Genomic DNA, 17509 nt, shown 5'->3' on the forward strand with positions numbered 1-17509 from the left:
ATGATGACTTTATCAACCAACAAAACAACTTTAAAACAAAAAATGATGAACGGTGCTTTAGCTGGTGTATTAATGACATCGCTTGGTGTCGCAGCCCCAATGATGGTATTGACACAATCAGCTACTGCTGCACCAGCTGATAATTTGACCGCTGCCAAACGTTTAAACAAGCTGCTGACAAATACCAAAAGCATGACGGCTAACTTTAGCCAAACGACCAAAGGTGCCAACAGTGGTACTTTTACAGGTACGATGAGTGTACAACGCCCAAATAATTTCCGCTGGGAAACAAAGTCGCCGTCACAGCAACTGATCGTCGCTAATGGTAACTCCATGTGGGTTTATGACAAAGATTTAGAGCAAGCGACCAAGCAAAACGTTGACAGCCAAGTTGGCAATACACCAGCACTGCTGTTATCAGGCGACCCAAGCCAAATTGACAAGAATTTTAAAATTACCCAGCCATATGACAATAAAAATTACTACGTGCTGTACCCAAAATTAGACAGTGCTAGCTTTAAGAGCTTGTCAATGAGTTTTAGCGGTGGTAAGCCAGTGATGATGGTGCTAAATGATAGCCTTGGTCAAACCACTTCCATCAAATTTAGTGGTATCAAACTGAACCCAAGCATTAGTAGCAGTCAGTTTAAGTTTACGCCACCAAAAGGCGTTGATGTTATTAATCAATAACAGGCCGTTATCAAGAGCCAATTATTAAAGACCAATCAAAGACTTTATTGATTAAATAGAAAAGACAGATCCTATGCGGTCTGTCTTTTTTTGAATAAAGGTTCTCTGGAAAATAATGCTAAATCTCTTCTATATCATGTTTTAAATGCTTAATGATTTTTAAAGGCTTCACGCTCTAAAGGCTTAAGACATCGCTTTGATAGCGCTGATATCTGGCATCGGTGGTAACTCGCCCAACTCACTTAGTCCAAAGGCATCTAAAAATTGTGGCGTGGTATGTAGCAATGCTGGGCGACCCAAGGTTTCTTTGTAACCTTTCTCTTCAATCCAGCCTTTATCAAATAGTTGACGCAATATATTGCTTGATAGCGTCACACCGCGCACGTGCTCTATGTCGCTACGAGTCACTGGCTGCTTGTAAGCAATCACACTAAGTGTCTCAAGTAAGGCTTGGCTCAGGCGTTCTTGGCGTTGCGGGAAGACGCGTTGAATTAAGGCACTATAATTATTCGCGATTTGCAGTCGATAACCGCTGGCAGTTTCGTGCAAGCTTAGCACACCCATATCCAAGCGCTGTCTTAGCAGCGCCAAAACCTGTGTTAGCTCTTTAGCCGTTAAAGACAGGTGTTCTCTTAAGACAGTGGCGGTGAGGGGCGCTTCTGACGCATGTAATAGCACTTCGATATGCTTGCTTAAGTCTTCTAGATGCTGTCGCTGCTCATTGGTCAATGACAGTAAAGCGGTAGATAATGAGGATGGTTTGTCATAATCTTGCTTGGTATTGTCAGTATCTGTCATTAGAAAGCGACTCTTTTTAAATGATAATGTGTATCGATATTTATAAGAATAGATAGGTCGATAATAACTATGCCAACCACTGCAACGTTAAGGGTTTAATATGACGGTCTTCAGCATCATTATTGTCAGTGGTAGGGCGACTTTCTAAATCAGTATTTACGATACCAACCAACTGTCGTTTTATCAGCTCTAGTATGGCGACGAAGCTGACAACCACACCTATTTTACCTTGTGTTTTATCTAGTAGCTCATAAAAAGAGTGCTCACCATCCGTACTGAGCTGTCGGCTAATACTGGCAATACGATCAGCAAGGGGAACAGCGTCAACTTTAATGGTATGCATTTGATAATCGGGCTGCAGTTGCATTTTAAATAAGCTGTCAATCAAAAGGTTTGGCGAATAGCTAGGTAATTCCGCATTCATGACGTCTTGACCGGGCATACTGACCATGGCCAAAAACACATCGCGCTCAAGACGCACCAGATTATCTAAGCGTTGACTTGCTACTTTGATTTGCGCATATTCTTCAAGGCGCTCAATCAGTTCTGCTTTTGGATCACGCTCATCGCTGGGAGTTTCAGGCTTGGGCAGCAACAGCTCGGTTTTAATGGCAATCAACGTGGACGCCATCAACAGATAATCACCTGCCAATTCAAAATGCTCGGTATCTAATTCGCTGATGTAAGCCAAATACTGCTCCGTTATGGGTAGTATCGGCATTTGGGTCAGATCAACGTTATTTTTTTTGACCAAATATAGCAAGAAATCTAATGGTCCAGCAAACTGCTCAAGCCAAATGGCAAAGGCTTGCGGCGGCACATAGAGATCTTCTGGTAGATGTTGTACGGATGTCTGGTAAATGCGTAAAGACATATCATTGATAACTGAGCCGTCGTGTGCGCGCTTAGTATCTAAAGAATCAGAGGCTTGAGGTACAGTTAGAAGAAGAGCGGCTTTTGGTAAAGCCGCTTGTTCATTTTTTAGCTCAGTCTGCACGCTTAGTATCCATCTTGGTTAACATAATCAAATGATTATTTAAGTTTGGCAAGTGGACGGATACCAATGGCACGACGAGTTTTGTCTAGTTGCTTACGGCTATGACGACGGGCTTTTTCTGCCCCCATTTGTAAGATTTCTTCTAACTCTTTTGGGTTGGCCATAAGATGCTCATAACGCGCGCGGAAGGGTGCTATTTCCGTATTTATTTTCTCAAACAGGGCTTGTTTGGCATCGCCCCAGCCGATACCAGCGGCGAACTGCGCGCGCATATCGGCAATTTCTGTAGGAGTAGCAAAGGCTTTATAAATCTCAAAAATAGCAGAGTCATCAGGGTCTTTTGGCTCGGAAGGCAGTTGTGAGTTGGTCACAATTTTCATGATGGCTTTATGCATCTGTTTTTCGGCACTGACTTGCGGATTAGAATCACCAAATAGCGGAATGGTATTGCCATAGCTCTTACTCATCTTGCGACCATCCAAACCCGTTAGTAATGGGATATCGTCATCTACAACGGCAGATGGTAAGGTAAAGAGCGTTTTATAGCGATGATTAAAGGTACCAGCAATATCACGCGCCATTTCGACATGCTGAATTTGGTCGCGACCAACAGGTACATGTGTGGCATTAAACATCAAGATATCTGCTGCCATGAGTACAGGGTAGCCAAACAACCCCATATTAATACCTTGATCAGGATCGACGTCTTCTTTTTTCATATTAATATCAACAGCGGCTTTATAAGCATGAGCACGATTCATTAAACCTTTGGCACATGAGCAGTTCAAAATCCAAGCAAGCTCTGGTATTTCCGGCACATCTGATTGACGGTAAAAAGTGACGCGCTCAGGATCAAGTCCACAGGCAAGCCAAGTCGCTGCAATGGCTTTGGTCGATTCGTGAATAATAGCAGGATCATAACAGCCGATAATGCCATGGTAATCTGCTAAAAAAAAGAATGCTTCGTCATCACTGTTTTGGATAGACTGAATGGCTGGACGAATCGCGCCAACGTAATTTCCTAAATGCAAGGTACCCGTCGGTTTGATGCCCGTCAAAATGCGTTTGGCTTGCGTTGAGTGATTAGGAGCTTGGTTGTCAGAACTTTGGTTATCAGAAATATGAGTGTTATTCATGGTAAATCCATTATTTGGTTCATCAAGGTTTTATTTATAAAAGTTTTGTTTTTCAATTTGTTATAAATTCATTGTTATTTATATGTAGGTAATATAAAAAATATAAGCTGCAAAGTATAGCAAATTTTCTGGCGATCTTCCGTAGCAATACACGCTTACTTATAGATATCAGTACGACCATCAGGACCATTTTTGAAACGACGATGGAACCACATCCACTGAGTGGGATCAATACGAATCAATCCCTCTAGCAACTCATTGACTCGCGTCGCATCAGCCAATTCATCGTTACTTGGATAGTTTTGAATTTCTGGGGTAATCGTTAGATGATAGTGCGGGCGTTTGCCTTTGGGTAAACTGTCTGGTGTCTGCCGGTAAGTATGCAGCGCCATTAATGCGGGTGGATGTGCCTTGTCGCCCAATTTTGCCATGCGCCGTGATGCTGTAATAGTCGCTGCTGGCACACCAAAGAATGGTGCCATGACGCCTTGTTTTAGACCATAATCTTGGTCAGGTGAGTACCAAATCACATGACCAGCTTTAATTGATTCAACAAAACTGCGCATGTCACGACTGGCTATTTGCTTGCTAAGAATACTGGCACGACCATTATAAACAAACCAATCAAGTAGCGCGTTATTCTGCGGTCGATACATCCCATCCATCGGAAAAAATTGCGTACAGAGCATGCCGCCCAGATCAAGCATCGTATAATGAGCGCCCAGTAAAATGACAGGACGACCCTCATTCTGTGCATTGACAACGTGCTGTAATCCCGAAATTGAAACGGTACGAGTAAAAACATTTGGACGATACCAAGCACATAAGGTTTCAAACACGCCAATGCCCTGATTGACAAAGACTTGTTTTGCCATCAATTCGCGCTCGACGTCTGGCTTTTCTGGAAAAGCCAGTTTCAAGTTGATAAGCGTATCACGCCGACGTGAGCCTGCTATTTTATAGATAAATATGCCAAGCTGACGTCCCAGCCAAAACTGCCAACGTAGCGGCAAATATATGATGGGTAAGATCATTGCTGCCAATAGCCAAATGCCCCAATATTTGGGCAACAAAAACTGCCATTGAAAAGGCTTTTTTTCTATGGGTGCTGTGCGCTTATGATTTTGGGTAATCGTTGGCATGCCAGCAGGTATCGCTGGGGACTTAGCAGGCTGCTGTGTACTTGGTGGTGGCAGGCTGCTTTTGGCAGATGGTTTGCTGGGGTCGTATTGTTCAGGCGCTTTCATAAAATTGTTACTAATAATGAAAAGTTATCATCATGATGGGGTAGTCAGCATTGCTTTGCAAGGTAGTTTACGCACAAAATCACGAGCAAATGCAAAAGTCATCAGCCATAAAAAAACCTTATAAGCTGCGGACAGCTTATAAGGTTTTGCAAATCTACTCTTTTCTTTAATATTGTGACTGTCGCTCTGAGATAAAGACAACAGCCGCAAAAAGATAAGAGATAGCTTTGATTAACGTTTCGAGAATTGTGGACGTTTACGTGCTTTACGTAGACCCAATTTCTTACGTTCAACTTGACGTGAGTCACGAGTAACAAAGCCAGCTGCTTTTAGTGCAGGTTTGTTGGCTTCGTTTAGCTCAATCAATGCACGCGTGATGCCGTGACGGATTGCGCCAGCTTGACCACTAATACCGCCACCTTTTACAGTGATGTAAAGGTCATAAGCAGTAGGTGAGTCAAGTAATTCTAGAGGCTGACGAACAACCATACGTGAAGTTTCACGGCTAAAATACTCATCAAGTGGCTTACCGTTAACAACGATGCTACCAGTACCTTTAGCTAAAAAGACACGAGCAGTAGACGTCTTGCGGCGACCAGTTCCGTAATTGCGTTCCATAAGTATATCCTTAGATGTCTAGTTCTTTAGGTTGCTGTGCAGTATGTGGATGTTCAGTACCCGCATATAGCTTCAGCTTCTTGATCATCGCATAGCCAAGAGGGCCCTTTGGAAGCATACCCTTAACTGCTTTGTGTAGAACATCTTCAGGCTTATGTGCAAGCAACTTACTGAAGTTGGTTTCCTTGATACCACCTGGGTAGCCACTGTGACGATAGTATTTTTTATCTTGCGCTTTTTTACCCGTTACCGTGATTTTATCAGCATTGATGACAACAATGAAGTCACCAGTGTCAACGTGCGGCGTAAAAGAAGGCTTATGCTTGCCACGTAAGCGACTAGCGATTTGAGTGGCTAAGCGACCAAGGGTTTTGCCGTCAGCATCTACGACATACCAGTCATGGGTCACTTCAGCTGGTTTTGCACTAAGTGTTTTCATGATAAAACCTTAAAATTAGAATTCGTTGAGAGTTTAGCTGGGAACGGGGCTCTCAAAAAACAGACTGCACATTATAAGCAGTAGTGCCTACGCTTGCAAGCTGCATTGGGGTTTATTTTCGCCTTATATACATTAAACTGCAGCGTTGGCCAGTTTTTAGCGGTTCTAAACATTTGTAAAATTTGTTAATGGAAGGCATTAACCCGACAATTATGACGATGATAAACGATAAAGTCCAGCAACAACTTGTCCAACCTTGGTCTGCTTCACACATTCAAAGCGGATTATTTGCTGAATAGTACCTGATTGGCTATCTGGATTTTTATTAAGCGTCTCTTCCAGTTGCTTCAATTGGCTCTCTAAATCTTTATCCGCTTCTAGATAAATCAGTGTTGCACTATCAATTAACGACTGGGTAATCAGTGCTATTAAAATAGGTTGCCACAGATCTTGAGCATACGGTGGATCGATAAATACAATATTGAAAGGGCGCGGAACAATCTGCTCTTGCATCAATACTCTTTCTGCAGTGCCTTGGATAATTTGATGGGTATCAGTGCTCAGATGCAACTGTTCAGCACTTTGCCGCAGCATATTACTTTGCGCAGGATTTATTTCGATAAAGGTGGCGTGCGCGGCACCACGAGACAGTGCTTCAAAACCTAAGACACCGCTACCAGCACAGCTATCAAGCACATAAGCGCCATGAATATCAGGAAGTAGCCAGCTAAACAGCGTCTCTCGCAAGCGATCTGGGGTCGGACGTAGACCCTCTGCGTCGATAAAACGTACAACACGGCGTTTAAATTGACCACCAATGATCCGCACGTCGCCCGCAGCTATATTTTTGCTCTTATAATTGTTCCTATGCTCGCGGCTGCTTATAGATTTTTTCATAATATTTATATTTACCGTATCTGGTTTAGCGTACTTTTACTCAGAGGTCGTGGTGACTGTGGCTGCTTCCACCTCTGCCTTTTCTTCTAGCGCTTTTTCTTCTTTTTCACGCTGGGCATCACGCATCAATTTTTCAAAAGCTTTTTGGCGCTTGATGACTTTTAATTGGTCAGCCGTTGGTGGCAAGATAGGGTCGTTTTTGCGCTGTAATATCCAGTAGTCAAATAGTGCGCGACCGATGGGTGCTGCAACCACACTACCACCGCCACCGTTTTCGACCAGTACTGCAAGCGCAATCTCAGGATTTTCTACGGGTGCAAAACCATTGAACCACGCGTGATCCCAGTGACGTTTGTCTATGGCAGATTTATCATAGCGTTTGCCTTGCGCAATGGACTTGACTTGCGCAGTACCCGTTTTGCCCGCAATACGATAGCGAGGCGTATAAATCCCACGTCCGGTACCTGCCTTGACGGTTTCTTCCATCGCATCGTGCATACGTAGCCAGTCAGACGGTTTGCCGTTATATTCGATTTTACCATCGGGTTTGGTGATTACGTTAACTTGTGCTGCACCATCGCTACTTTTTAGTAGATGCGGAGTAATGTGATAGCCTTTGTTCGCTGTCATGGCGGTTGCATTGGCAATCTGTAATGGTGTGGCTAAGAAATAACCCTGCCCGATACTGACTGAGATGGTTTCACCCGGTAACCAGCCTTTATCATAGGTGTCTTTTTTCCATTTTGGTGACGGCATAATTCCTGATTTTTCATTGGGCAAATCAATACCTGTTGGTTCACCAAATCCAAAACGTGCCATCCAATCATGTAGGCGCTGAATACCCATCTCATAAGCCAATTTATAATAATAGGTATCCACTGACATCACGATAGATTTTTTGAGATCTACCGTACCGTGACCACCGCGTTTCCAGTCACGGAATCGATGTGAGTCTCCTGGTAAGCTAAAGTAACCGGGATCATAGATAGTGGTTTCCCAATTGCGCAGCCCATAATGAATGCCGCCTAAGCCTTCAAAAGGTTTAATCGTAGAGCCGGGTGGGTATGTCCCTTGTAGCGCACGATTATAGAGCGGCTGATCCAGATCTTCACGCAGATTGCCATAATCCTTAAAGGAGATGCCTGAGATAAAAGGATTGGGGTCATAGCTTGGATTACTGACAAACGCCAATACATCACCATTTTTTGGATCGATTGCTACGATAGCGCCGCGACGACCGTCTAGCTGCTGCTGGGCGACTTGCTGTAAGCCATAATCTAAGCTCAGCGTAATGTCATTACCAGCTACAGGTGGTTTAGTGTCTAATTGACGCAAAATATTGCCAAGAGCATCGGTTTCTACCGACTGATAACCCGGTTGCCCTAGCAATATATCCTCGTAATAATCTTCGATACCGATTTTACCGATAAGGTCAGTGCCAGCGTAGCGATCTTTGTCAATGCGTTTGGTTTCTTTATCATTGATACGCCCCACATAGCCGATGACGTGTGCAAATAGCTCGTCATAAGGGTATGAACGTGTCAGCTTGCTTTGAATGGTCACACCGCGAAAAAAGGGTTTGCGCTCACTAAACTGCGCCAATTGGGCATCGGTTAAGTCAATTTTGATGGTCACAGGATCGTTTTTGCTTTTACTCAGTCGCGCTAAAATATCGGTAATATTTTCATCTGTTAGCTCAAAAATAGGCGCAAGCAAATTTAGCGTACGCTCTGGATTTTCGACTTCATCAGGGCTTAACATGGCCGTAAATACGGGCTGGTTGTCTGCCAATATGATCCCATTGCGATCATAAATATAGCCGCGGCTGGGCGGTGCAGAGATCAGTTTAATACGGTTATTGTCTGCTTGCGTCGTATACTTATCGTGCGCATAGACTTGCAGGTAACCATAACGCACGATCAAGCCGCTCAATCCAATAAATATCAGAATTCCAAGGATAATAATACGACTGGTGAAAACACGATTGACCTGTTCAGTATTGGGGGTTAGCGGTTTATTCATAGAAAGTAAGAGCCCAAACGGTCAGTGAGTCAATAAAAGAGAGTAAAAGGGCAGGGTCGTTCACCAAAGTGCGGCGAGCATAAAGGATAATAATAAGAATTTCAATTACATGGACTGATATGAGTTGAAATAATAATCCCTCAATCTATATACAGCGATGTGCGGTCATACAATCACAAATTATAACAGAACAAATGAGCCGCCGCAGTACACCGCCATTTATTTTGTGGTCGTTATTATCTAAAGCGCCTGTAGATGATATTAATATTGTTACTATCGAAAGTAATAGTAAAACGTGTCATCCCTAGTCACAACTTACCTAGGCTCGACGTGTGCTAATGAATGGCAAGTATGCTAAAATCAGGCGATTTATTTGATAATAATTATCATGGGCAGAGCGGCTTTTTGTTAAGCGTTCTAATTTGCTAATCCTTTTTAATTAGCGACGACAATTAACCTGTCAGGGGCAAGATAAGTCATGGATGCAACTTCATTGTGGCAGACAATAGCTGAACACCCAGAGTTTTTTGCCATGCTGACTATTCCGCCTGTGACCGCATTTGTCACATGGATACACGTGTGGATGGCGCTTAAAATGCTGTTCTATCCGATTAAGTTTCGGGGTATTCGTATTCCAAACTTCCCGTTTTTTGGGTTGCCGGGTATTGGCTGGCAAGGTATCGTCCCACGAAAGGCTGGCAAGATATCAGGCGTTATCGTGGATCAAACGCTATCAAAGCTTGGCTCGCTTGATGAGTTCTTTCAGGCGATGGAGCCTGAGCAGATGGCGGTATTTATCACGGATACCGTGGACAAAAACCTTGAAGCATTGATTGATGAAATTATGTTGGATCATTCGCCAGCGCTGTGGGGTAATTTGCCTTATGCGTTGAAGCGCCGTGTCTACGCTCAAGCGCATCAAGAGCTGCCCAATATCATGCAGTCTTTGGTGACTGACTTGACCCATAACGTCGAAGACTTGGTTGATATGCGCAAAATGATTGTTAACACGATGGAAAGTGATCGTCGTTTAATGGTCAATATGTTTTTGAAGGTTGGTCAAAAAGAGATCGATTTTATTTGGCATATCAGTGCTTTGATTGGTTTGGTCTTCGGTATTATCCAAATGTTTATATTTTTGGTGGTGCCGCAGCATTGGACAGTGCCGTTTTTTGCCGCTATTTGGGGTTTTCTTACCAATTGGATTGCTATTTGGATGGTGTTTAATCCTGTAGAGCCGCGATTTATTCCTTATGTGAAGTTTTTTGCCGTCCAGAGTCGCTTTCCCTTTATTAGACCGCAATTACCACATATCGCCCAGTACCGTTTGCAAGGCGGTTTTATGAAACGCCAAGAGGAGGTTTCTGAGGTTTTTGCTGAGATTGTCGTAAAAGATTTGGTGACGCTTGAGAACATCATGAATGAGATGATGTATGGCGACCGTGCTGCGCAAACGCGTGAGTTGATGAAGTCGCATTTATATAAAGTGCTAGAGTCGCCAGTGATTAGTACGACACTGCGCCTAGGCTTGGGTCGCCGCGAATATGGACAGCTAAAAAACACCATCATTGATAAGTCAATTGTTGCGACAATGGTGCCATTGCGAGATCCTGAGCTCAATGAGAGCCGTGCCAGTAAAATTTTTGGGCTGTTTCGTGACCGTATTCGCGCGCTGACGCCAGATGAGTTTCAGAACTTATTACGTCCCGCTTTTCGTGAAGATGAGATGACGTTAATCGTGTTGGGTGGTTTGACAGGGTTTTTAGCAGGCTGGTTGCATCTGGTTTTAGTGTTTTTTCCTGCGATTCAGTAATGACGCATTTTTTAGGTCTTTATACACATCGCATACAGAGTGGATACAGAAACGTGACAAGTTGACGCTAATGTACCTTGCTGTAAGCGCCCTCAGCTGCAATGGCTAATGGCGCTTTTATAATAAATAATACTAATAAAGATCAGCAGTATAAATACTCGTAGTAACGATTACTGGATGCTTTCGAATATCCTAAAAAACCAATCCCTAAAATAAACAATGACCGTATTAAGGTAAACAAGGTTAGACCGTATGTTAATCACAGAATTGGGTTATTTTGCCTTGCTAGCCGCCTTTATATTGGCGATTTTGCAGGTGGTATTACCAACCGTCGGTATTATGCGTGACCACGTTGCGTGGCAGCGTTTGGCACCAAGTCTGGCGTGGGCACAATTTGCTGCCATGATCACATCATTTGCCGCGCTGATGGCAGGCTTTTATTACAATGACTTCAGCCTCGTCTATGTCACTCAGCATTCTAATACGCTGTTGCCTTGGTATTATAAGCTGTCGGCAACTTGGGGTGGTCATGAGGGTTCATTGCTGCTTTGGATGACCATCATGGCTACTTGGTGTGCGCTGGTCTCTTACTTTAGCCGTGGTTTGCCACTGTCTATGCGTGCGCGAGTGTTAGTAATTTTGGCCGGCGTGCAGATGATGATGCTAGCGATGCTGATTTTTACCTCGTCGCCATTTGATCGTACATTACCAAACTTACCTGTTGATGGTGTGGATCTAAATCCTGTGCTACAAGATTTCGGTTTGATTATTCATCCACCGATGCTGTATATGGGCTATGTGGGTTTGGTCGTGCCGTTTGCCTTTTGTATGGCGGCATTGTGGGAAGGTCGTTTAGATGCAGTGTGGACACGCTGGTCGCGTCCGTGGGCATTGGCGGCTTGGGGCTTTTTGACCGTTGGTATCGCGCTTGGCTCATGGTGGGCCTATTATGAGCTTGGCTGGGGTGGTTGGTGGTTCTGGGATCCAGTAGAGAACGCTTCATTGATGCCATGGCTGGCTGGTACTGCGCTGTTACATTCGCTTGCCGTCACAGAAAAACGTGGTGTCTTTAAAGCATGGACGATTATGCTGGCGATTTTTGCTTTCGCACTCAGTCTATTGGGCACCTTTCTCGTGCGTTCTGGCGTTATTACCTCGGTGCATTCGTTTGCCGCCGACCCAACGCGTGGTCTGGTCATTCTAGTCATTCTCGGTGTGATCATCGGCGGTGGCTTGCTGATGTTTGCGGTACGTGGTTGGCGTTTAACGGTCGAAAGTCAGTATCAACTGATCTCACGCGAGTCGTTTTTAGTCATTAACAACGTTATTATTTTGATTTCGACTTTGGTCGTACTACTCGGCACGCTGTATCCTATCATTGCTGACTCCTTTAATTTAGGTCAGGTGTCTGTCGGCCCTCCTTACTTTAATGCGCTATTTGTACCGCTAACGTGGCTGATCTTAGTGGCAATGGGTATGGGCTCGAACATTCGCTGGAAAAAAGACAGCCGTCCGCTATTGGGCGCTGGTATGGTCATTGCAGCCAGTAGTTTAGTGCTTGCAGCAGTTATCACGTATTTTGTGAGCCCGTCTGCGATGCTTAATATTGGCGTTACCTTGGCGGTCAGTTTTTGGGTACTGCTATGGATGGTGGTTGATTTCAAAGACAAAACCAAAAACGCACCCAATTTTGTTAAAGGGTTACGCCAGTTACGTCTGAGCTATTGGGGTCAACAGACCGCTCATATCGGTGTCATTATTGCTGTCATCGGCGTCGCATTTACCAGTACGTTAAGTATTGAACGTGATGTCGCGCTTGGACCAAACGATAGCGTTCATGTCCAAGGCTATGACTTTACCGTTAAAGGCTTTCGTGAAGTCAAAGGCAGCAACTTTGATGCCACCCAAGCTGAGGTTGAAATCAGCAAAGATGGCCGTGCTGTGACTACGCTGTATCCTGAAAAACGTAATTACATCATTAGTATGATGCCAGTCACAGAAGCCGCGATTGATGCTAGCCTCATGCGTGATGTTTATGTGGCACTGGGCGAACCTATCGCCGAAGATAGCAACGAATGGGCAGTACGTATTTATGTGAAACCGCTTATCCGCTGGATATGGCTAGGCGCTCTGATTATGGCGTTTGGTGCAGTACTGAGTATTCTTGATCATCGGTATCGTATTAAAAAAACCAAGACACCTGCACAAATTGCGGCGAATAAAGCAGGCTTTACCACCGTCGCCGATTTGGATGCGTCAGCATTAAAGACAGGGGATAATTAATATGAGCACATCAAAGCAATCCCCTGATCAAAATGCAAAGCAAGATAAGGTAGGTGGCACGAAAACCATGAACAAAAAGCAACTTAAGCTATGGTTTTTGATTCCACTGATCGTCTTCATTGGCTTAATCATCATGCTATATCTGCGTTTGGGTAAGCCGACGGATATCGTTACCAATACGGCACTTGAGCGCCCAGTGCCCGCTTTTGAGTTGCCTTTATTATCAGATACCAGTCGTATCATGACCAATGAGAATCTGCCTGATAAGCCCTTTTTGATGAATATCTGGGGCTCTTGGTGCCCAACTTGTATTATTGAGCATCCTTTTCTTATGCAACTAGAGGAGCGCGGTGTCAATCTGGTCGGGGTCAACTATAAAGATGACATTGGCGATGCCCTAGGCTACTTAAACCGAGGTGGCGATCCGTTCTCGATGTCTATTCAGGATTTATCTGGTCAGTTTGCTTTGGATTTAGGTTTGACGGGTGCGCCTGAAACTTTCGTAGTCGATGGTAATGGTATTATTCGTCAGCACATCATTGGTGAGATCAATGAAAGCAACTGGCAAAGCCGTATTACGCCTTGCTTGATGGTGCTCAATGAAGCCAATAATAACAACGTCAGTCCAGATCCGACTCAGGTTGCGGAGGCGTGTAAATGATAGCCAATAAAATAACAGCCGTTACGTTAAAAGTCTCGAGCTTATTGATAGCTTGTCTAATAAGTATGGCAAGCTATGCTGCTATTGAGGTATATGACTTTGATTCTGTGCAGCAAGAAGCCCAATATCGTGGTCTCATCGAAGAGCTGCGTTGCCCAAAATGTCAAAACCAAAATCTTGCAGGATCGGATGCGCCCATTGCTCAAGATCTAAAGCAAAAAACGTATGATTTGATAAAAGATGGTCGTAGTGATGGCGAGATTCGTGCTTATATGCAGGAACGTTATGGCGATTTCATCACTTATAAGCCGCCTGTCCGTCCATCAACGTGGATTTTGTGGTTTTTTCCGCCACTATTACTCATCAGTTTACTCATAGGCTGGTTCTGGCAAAGCAAACGACGTCAGCTTGTCGCTAGTGGTGAAAGCGGGGTAACGGTCAATAGTACGGCTGCTGCTCTGTCTGCTGCTGAAAAAGCCGAGATTGATCGTCTGTTATCACGTGCTTCGAGCGATGACAAAAACGACCATGATATTACAAGCCTCAAGGACAAAAAATGACCATATTCTCTACTGTGGGCTTATTTATTGCTCTAAGCTTACTCATTGCCTTAATACTCGCTGTTATTACCATCATGCCTTGGCTGCGAGCATCACGCTCGCCAGAAAAACCTCTGGACAATCAGCTGTTGGATATCAACGTTGCTGTGTTCCGTGAGCGTCTAGCAGAACTAAAAACAGATAAAGATAATGGCACTATCGATGACAGCCATTACCAGAACCAAAAACTGGAGCTTGAACGTCAGTTATTAGATGCTCAGCGTGAAGTCACACCGATGGTCGCACCTGGTATCAAAAGCCGCCTGATCATTACTGTCTGGGTGCCTGTCTTGGCAGCGATGGCGTATTTGATGGTCGGCGATCGTACGCCTGTGTTCGAGCTTTGGACAGCTGAAGACAAAGTGGGTCAAGTGGCTGATGACTTGTTAACGGGTAAGATTGATCAGCCGCCTGCTTGGGCGATTGAAGATGGTCAACAGCTGATTAGTGCCATGCAGACCAATGTCTATCGTCATGCTGATGATCCAGATCGCTGGATGCGTTTATCAGAATTATTCTTATCATTAGAAGCGACGGATTCCGCAATTGAAGCCTTGTCGCGTGCTTATCGTTTGTCACCAGACAATGAAGAGATTGCAACCACCTATGCACAGATTAGCTTCTTTGCCAATAAAGGCCAATTAGACGCTAATAGTCGCCGAGTGCTACAAGACGTGTTGGCTAAAAATCCAGAGCATGAGGGCGCGCAAATGCTCATGGCAATGGGTGAGGCACGGAGTAGTAATTTTGATCAAGCACAAGGCTGGATTAAGCGTCTACGTGACAGTATTGCGGCTAAACCTGGTGATCACACCAAGGCATTGGTGAGTCTAGATGAGCTAAGTGCTAATGTCACCGCTCAGCAACAGCAAGCCTCTGAAGGTATTGAAGTGACTGTTACGATTAATGCTAGCCTGCTGCCATTAGTCAAAGCCGACGATGTGTTGTTTGTCGCCATACGTGATGTCAATGGTGGCCCACCATTTGCTGCCAAACGTTTGCCGATCAGTGTTATCAAGCAAGGTGAAGCCAGCATTAGCCTGAGCGATTTGGATGCCATGATGCCTGAACGTACTTTGAAATCGGCTCGAGCGGATAAAGTTCAGTTGGCTGTCATCGCTCGTATCAGCCATAGTGGTACTGCCAGTGCAGAGTCAGGGGATTTGTCAGGTAATCCAGTGGTGATTAGTGCGGAACAAAATCAGGTCAATGTTGAAATTAATCAACAAATTCCATAGTATTTATATCTGTTGTTGTCAGCACCTCTGACGTAAGCGCTGTTGTCCGATACAGCAGCGTGCAACAGCATTATATGAACAGATAAGTCATGACAACTTATCACTGCAAATAATGAAAATACTTGAGCTTTGCCAAGCCACAAGGTAAGGTAGCTTGGCAAACAACCAATCCCTGAGTTTTATTAGTCCCAAAATCCTATCTATTAAGGAGAATCGTGTAATGATGCGTATTATTTTGCTAGGTCCACCAGGCGCCGGTAAAGGTACCCAAGCCCAGTTTATTTCTAAAGAATATGATATCCCGCAGATCTCAACTGGCGATATGCTGCGTGCAGCAATCAAAGAAGGCAGCGAGCTTGGCAAAAAAGCCAAAGACATCATGAATGCTGGTGGTTTGGTTTCTGATGACCTCATTATTAACCTAGTGAAAGAACGTATCGCTAAGCCTGATTGTGCCAATGGTTGTATTTTGGATGGTTTTCCGCGTACGATTCCACAGGCTCAAGCACTTGCAGATGCTGACGTTGCTATCGATCATGTAATCGAAATTAGCGTGCCGGATGACGAGATTGTCAAGCGTTTATCTGGTCGTCGCCAACATCCTGGTTCAGGTCGCGTTTATCACGTTGATCACAATCCACCCAAGGTCGATGGTATCGACGATGTGACTGGTGAAGCGCTAATCCAGCGTGAAGATGATAAAGAATCTACCATTCGTGATCGTCTAGCGACTTATCATGAGCAAACATCAGCGCTTGTTGGTTTTTATCAAGACAAGGCCAAAGAAGGTGCCGATGCCCCTAATTATGATAAGTTTGATGGTACGCAAGGCATCGATGATGTTAAGCAACAAATTTTATCAGCGTTAAAAGGCTAATCATCGATTTCGAATAATTGATGACGCGATTGAAGACCCTGTTTATTAGCAGGGTTTTTTTATGTCTGATGGTTTTAACTGTCTGTCTTACAATATTACTAAGCAGAATTCTCGTTACTCAACGATTCTATTGAGTAAGCGCTTAAATAGCATTCACAAAAAAAACCGCTCACTCCTAATGAGTAAACGGCTTTTTTATCAAAATATACTGCGAATAAAGCTAGCAAATTTTTGCTTAAAACTTATGCATTACCTTCAGCATCAACTTGTGCTTGTTGCTGGCTTTGCGCGTAAGCTTGGTCAAAGTTGACAGGGGCTAGCAATAACTGCGGGAAGCTACCACGCGTTACGATGTCGCTGATGACTTCACGAGCATACGGGAACAAAACATTCGGGCAGTATGCACCTAAGATTTGACCGATTTGGTCTTCTGGGATGTCTTTTAATAAGAAAATACCTGCTTGATGCACTTCAGCGATAAATGCCGCTTCTTCCGCATTTTTTGCTGTAACGCTCACCGTTAAGATGACTTGATAATGATCGTCATCCAGTTTTTCAGCGTTGCTAGACAAATTGATATCAAGCTCTGGGTTCCACTCTTTGGTGAACACACTAGCGCCTGGGACTTCAAGTGACATGTCTTTTACGTAGATACGTTCTAGTGCCAATTGTGGTTGTGCTTGTTCTTCAGCCATGATAAATCCTCTAAAAGTTGATCAAGTAGTTGGACAAACTGTCATTTTAATAAAAGTTCATTGTAATATAAATCGAGACAAAATCTGGATGTTTTTATTACTCTCTTTATCTTTGCCGCTGTCTATCATTGCACAGGCAAAGACAGACAGCAACGAAAAGTAGCAGATTAACCTGCTAATAGCTCGTCAAGTTTGCCTTGTTGGTTCATTTGATTGAGCTCATCAAAACCACCGACAAAGGTCTCACCGACGAAAATTTGCGGTACAGTACGATAGTTATTGGTTTTTTTCATTAATTCTTGACGCTCTTCGCGGCTCATATCGTGCATGCCAATTTCTTCGTAGTCAACGCCTTTAGTTTTTAAGAGTTGTTTGGCGTTTGAGCAGTATGGGCAGATAGGCGTCGTATAAACTTTAACAGCGACAGTCATGGTAAATCCTTATTTATAAGTTTAGAAGGTAACCGTTTTATTATAAAAAGTATTATAAATAATTATTT

The 17509-nt window shown here is 44.0% G+C and carries 17 protein-coding genes; 7 read left to right on the forward strand and 10 right to left on the reverse strand.

The window, feature by feature from the left end; translation table 11 throughout:
* Positions 1–3: 3 nt before the first annotated feature.
* Positions 4–690, forward strand: a complete 687-nt coding sequence (lolA, locus tag JMX82_RS07250) for an outer membrane lipoprotein chaperone LolA (RefSeq protein ID WP_201540081.1) — start codon at positions 4–6, stop codon at positions 688–690.
* Positions 691–873: 183 nt separating this feature from the next.
* Here lolA and scpB read toward each other — a convergent pair whose 3' ends face one another.
* From scpB to mrdA, 8 genes are all read right to left on the reverse strand, one after another.
* Positions 874–1488 (reverse strand): SMC-Scp complex subunit ScpB, encoded by a 615-nt coding sequence (gene scpB / locus JMX82_RS07255; protein WP_201540043.1) that lies wholly within the window; start codon positions 1486–1488, stop codon positions 874–876.
* Positions 1489–1555: 67 nt separating this feature from the next.
* Positions 1556–2362: a segregation and condensation protein A gene (locus tag JMX82_RS07260; RefSeq protein WP_201540082.1), complete on the reverse strand. Its 807-nt coding sequence runs from the start codon at positions 2360–2362 to the stop codon at positions 1556–1558.
* A 158-nt stretch (positions 2363–2520) separates the two neighbouring features.
* Complete coding sequence (locus JMX82_RS07265; RefSeq protein WP_201540044.1) at positions 2521–3621, reverse strand: tryptophan--tRNA ligase; 1101 nt, start codon at positions 3619–3621, stop codon at positions 2521–2523.
* 155 nt (positions 3622–3776) lie between these two features.
* Complete coding sequence (locus tag JMX82_RS07270; RefSeq protein WP_201540045.1) at positions 3777–4868, reverse strand: lipid A biosynthesis acyltransferase; 1092 nt, start codon at positions 4866–4868, stop codon at positions 3777–3779.
* Between the two features lie 231 nt (positions 4869–5099).
* Positions 5100–5486: a 30S ribosomal protein S9 gene (gene rpsI / locus JMX82_RS07275; RefSeq protein ID WP_045451158.1), complete on the reverse strand. Its 387-nt coding sequence runs from the start codon at positions 5484–5486 to the stop codon at positions 5100–5102.
* Positions 5487–5496: 10 nt separating this feature from the next.
* Positions 5497–5925, reverse strand: coding sequence for a 50S ribosomal protein L13 (rplM, locus tag JMX82_RS07280; RefSeq protein ID WP_045447009.1), 429 nt, complete (start codon positions 5923–5925; stop codon positions 5497–5499).
* 210 nt (positions 5926–6135) lie between these two features.
* Positions 6136–6822, reverse strand: a complete 687-nt coding sequence (rsmD, locus tag JMX82_RS07285; RefSeq protein WP_201540046.1) for a 16S rRNA (guanine(966)-N(2))-methyltransferase RsmD — start codon at positions 6820–6822, stop codon at positions 6136–6138.
* Between the two features lie 36 nt (positions 6823–6858).
* Positions 6859–8844 (reverse strand): penicillin-binding protein 2, encoded by a 1986-nt coding sequence (mrdA, locus tag JMX82_RS07290; protein ID WP_201540047.1) that lies wholly within the window; start codon positions 8842–8844, stop codon positions 6859–6861.
* Positions 8845–9322: 478 nt separating this feature from the next.
* Between mrdA and JMX82_RS07295 the strand changes: the two genes are divergently transcribed.
* From JMX82_RS07295 to adk, 6 genes are all read left to right on the forward strand, one after another.
* Complete coding sequence (locus JMX82_RS07295) at positions 9323–10657, forward strand: hypothetical protein (protein ID WP_087815527.1); 1335 nt, start codon at positions 9323–9325, stop codon at positions 10655–10657.
* Positions 10658–10909: 252 nt separating this feature from the next.
* On the forward strand, positions 10910–12940 hold the full coding sequence (locus JMX82_RS07300; RefSeq protein ID WP_201540048.1) for a heme lyase CcmF/NrfE family subunit: 2031 nt from the start codon (positions 10910–10912) through the stop codon (positions 12938–12940).
* Position 12941: 1 nt separating this feature from the next.
* Positions 12942–13601 (forward strand): DsbE family thiol:disulfide interchange protein, encoded by a 660-nt coding sequence (locus JMX82_RS07305; protein WP_055123790.1) that lies wholly within the window; start codon positions 12942–12944, stop codon positions 13599–13601.
* A gap of 65 nt (positions 13602–13666) precedes the next feature.
* Positions 13667–14161 carry a cytochrome c-type biogenesis protein gene (locus JMX82_RS07310; protein ID WP_372862127.1) on the forward strand — a complete coding sequence of 165 codons (495 nt, stop codon included), beginning with the start codon at positions 13667–13669 and terminating at the stop codon, positions 14159–14161.
* Complete coding sequence (gene ccmI / locus JMX82_RS07315; RefSeq protein WP_201540049.1) at positions 14158–15438, forward strand: c-type cytochrome biogenesis protein CcmI; 1281 nt, start codon at positions 14158–14160, stop codon at positions 15436–15438. The genes JMX82_RS07310 and ccmI overlap by 4 nt, the downstream gene beginning before the upstream one ends.
* Positions 15439–15658: 220 nt before the next feature.
* A complete protein-coding gene (adk, locus tag JMX82_RS07320) occupies positions 15659–16315 on the forward strand; it encodes an adenylate kinase (protein WP_045451169.1) in 657 nt (218 codons plus the stop codon).
* A 242-nt stretch (positions 16316–16557) separates the two neighbouring features.
* Here the strand turns inward: adk and secB are convergent, their stop codons facing one another.
* Complete coding sequence (secB, locus tag JMX82_RS07325) at positions 16558–17010, reverse strand: protein-export chaperone SecB (RefSeq protein WP_045446997.1); 453 nt, start codon at positions 17008–17010, stop codon at positions 16558–16560.
* Between the two features lie 167 nt (positions 17011–17177).
* On the reverse strand, positions 17178–17441 hold the full coding sequence (gene grxC, locus JMX82_RS07330; protein WP_045446994.1) for a glutaredoxin 3: 264 nt from the start codon (positions 17439–17441) through the stop codon (positions 17178–17180).
* Between the last annotated feature and the right edge of the window lie 68 nt (positions 17442–17509).

The organism is Psychrobacter sp. 1044, assembly GCF_904846525.1.
In the GTDB taxonomy this organism is placed as follows: Bacteria; Pseudomonadota; Gammaproteobacteria; order Pseudomonadales; family Moraxellaceae; genus Psychrobacter.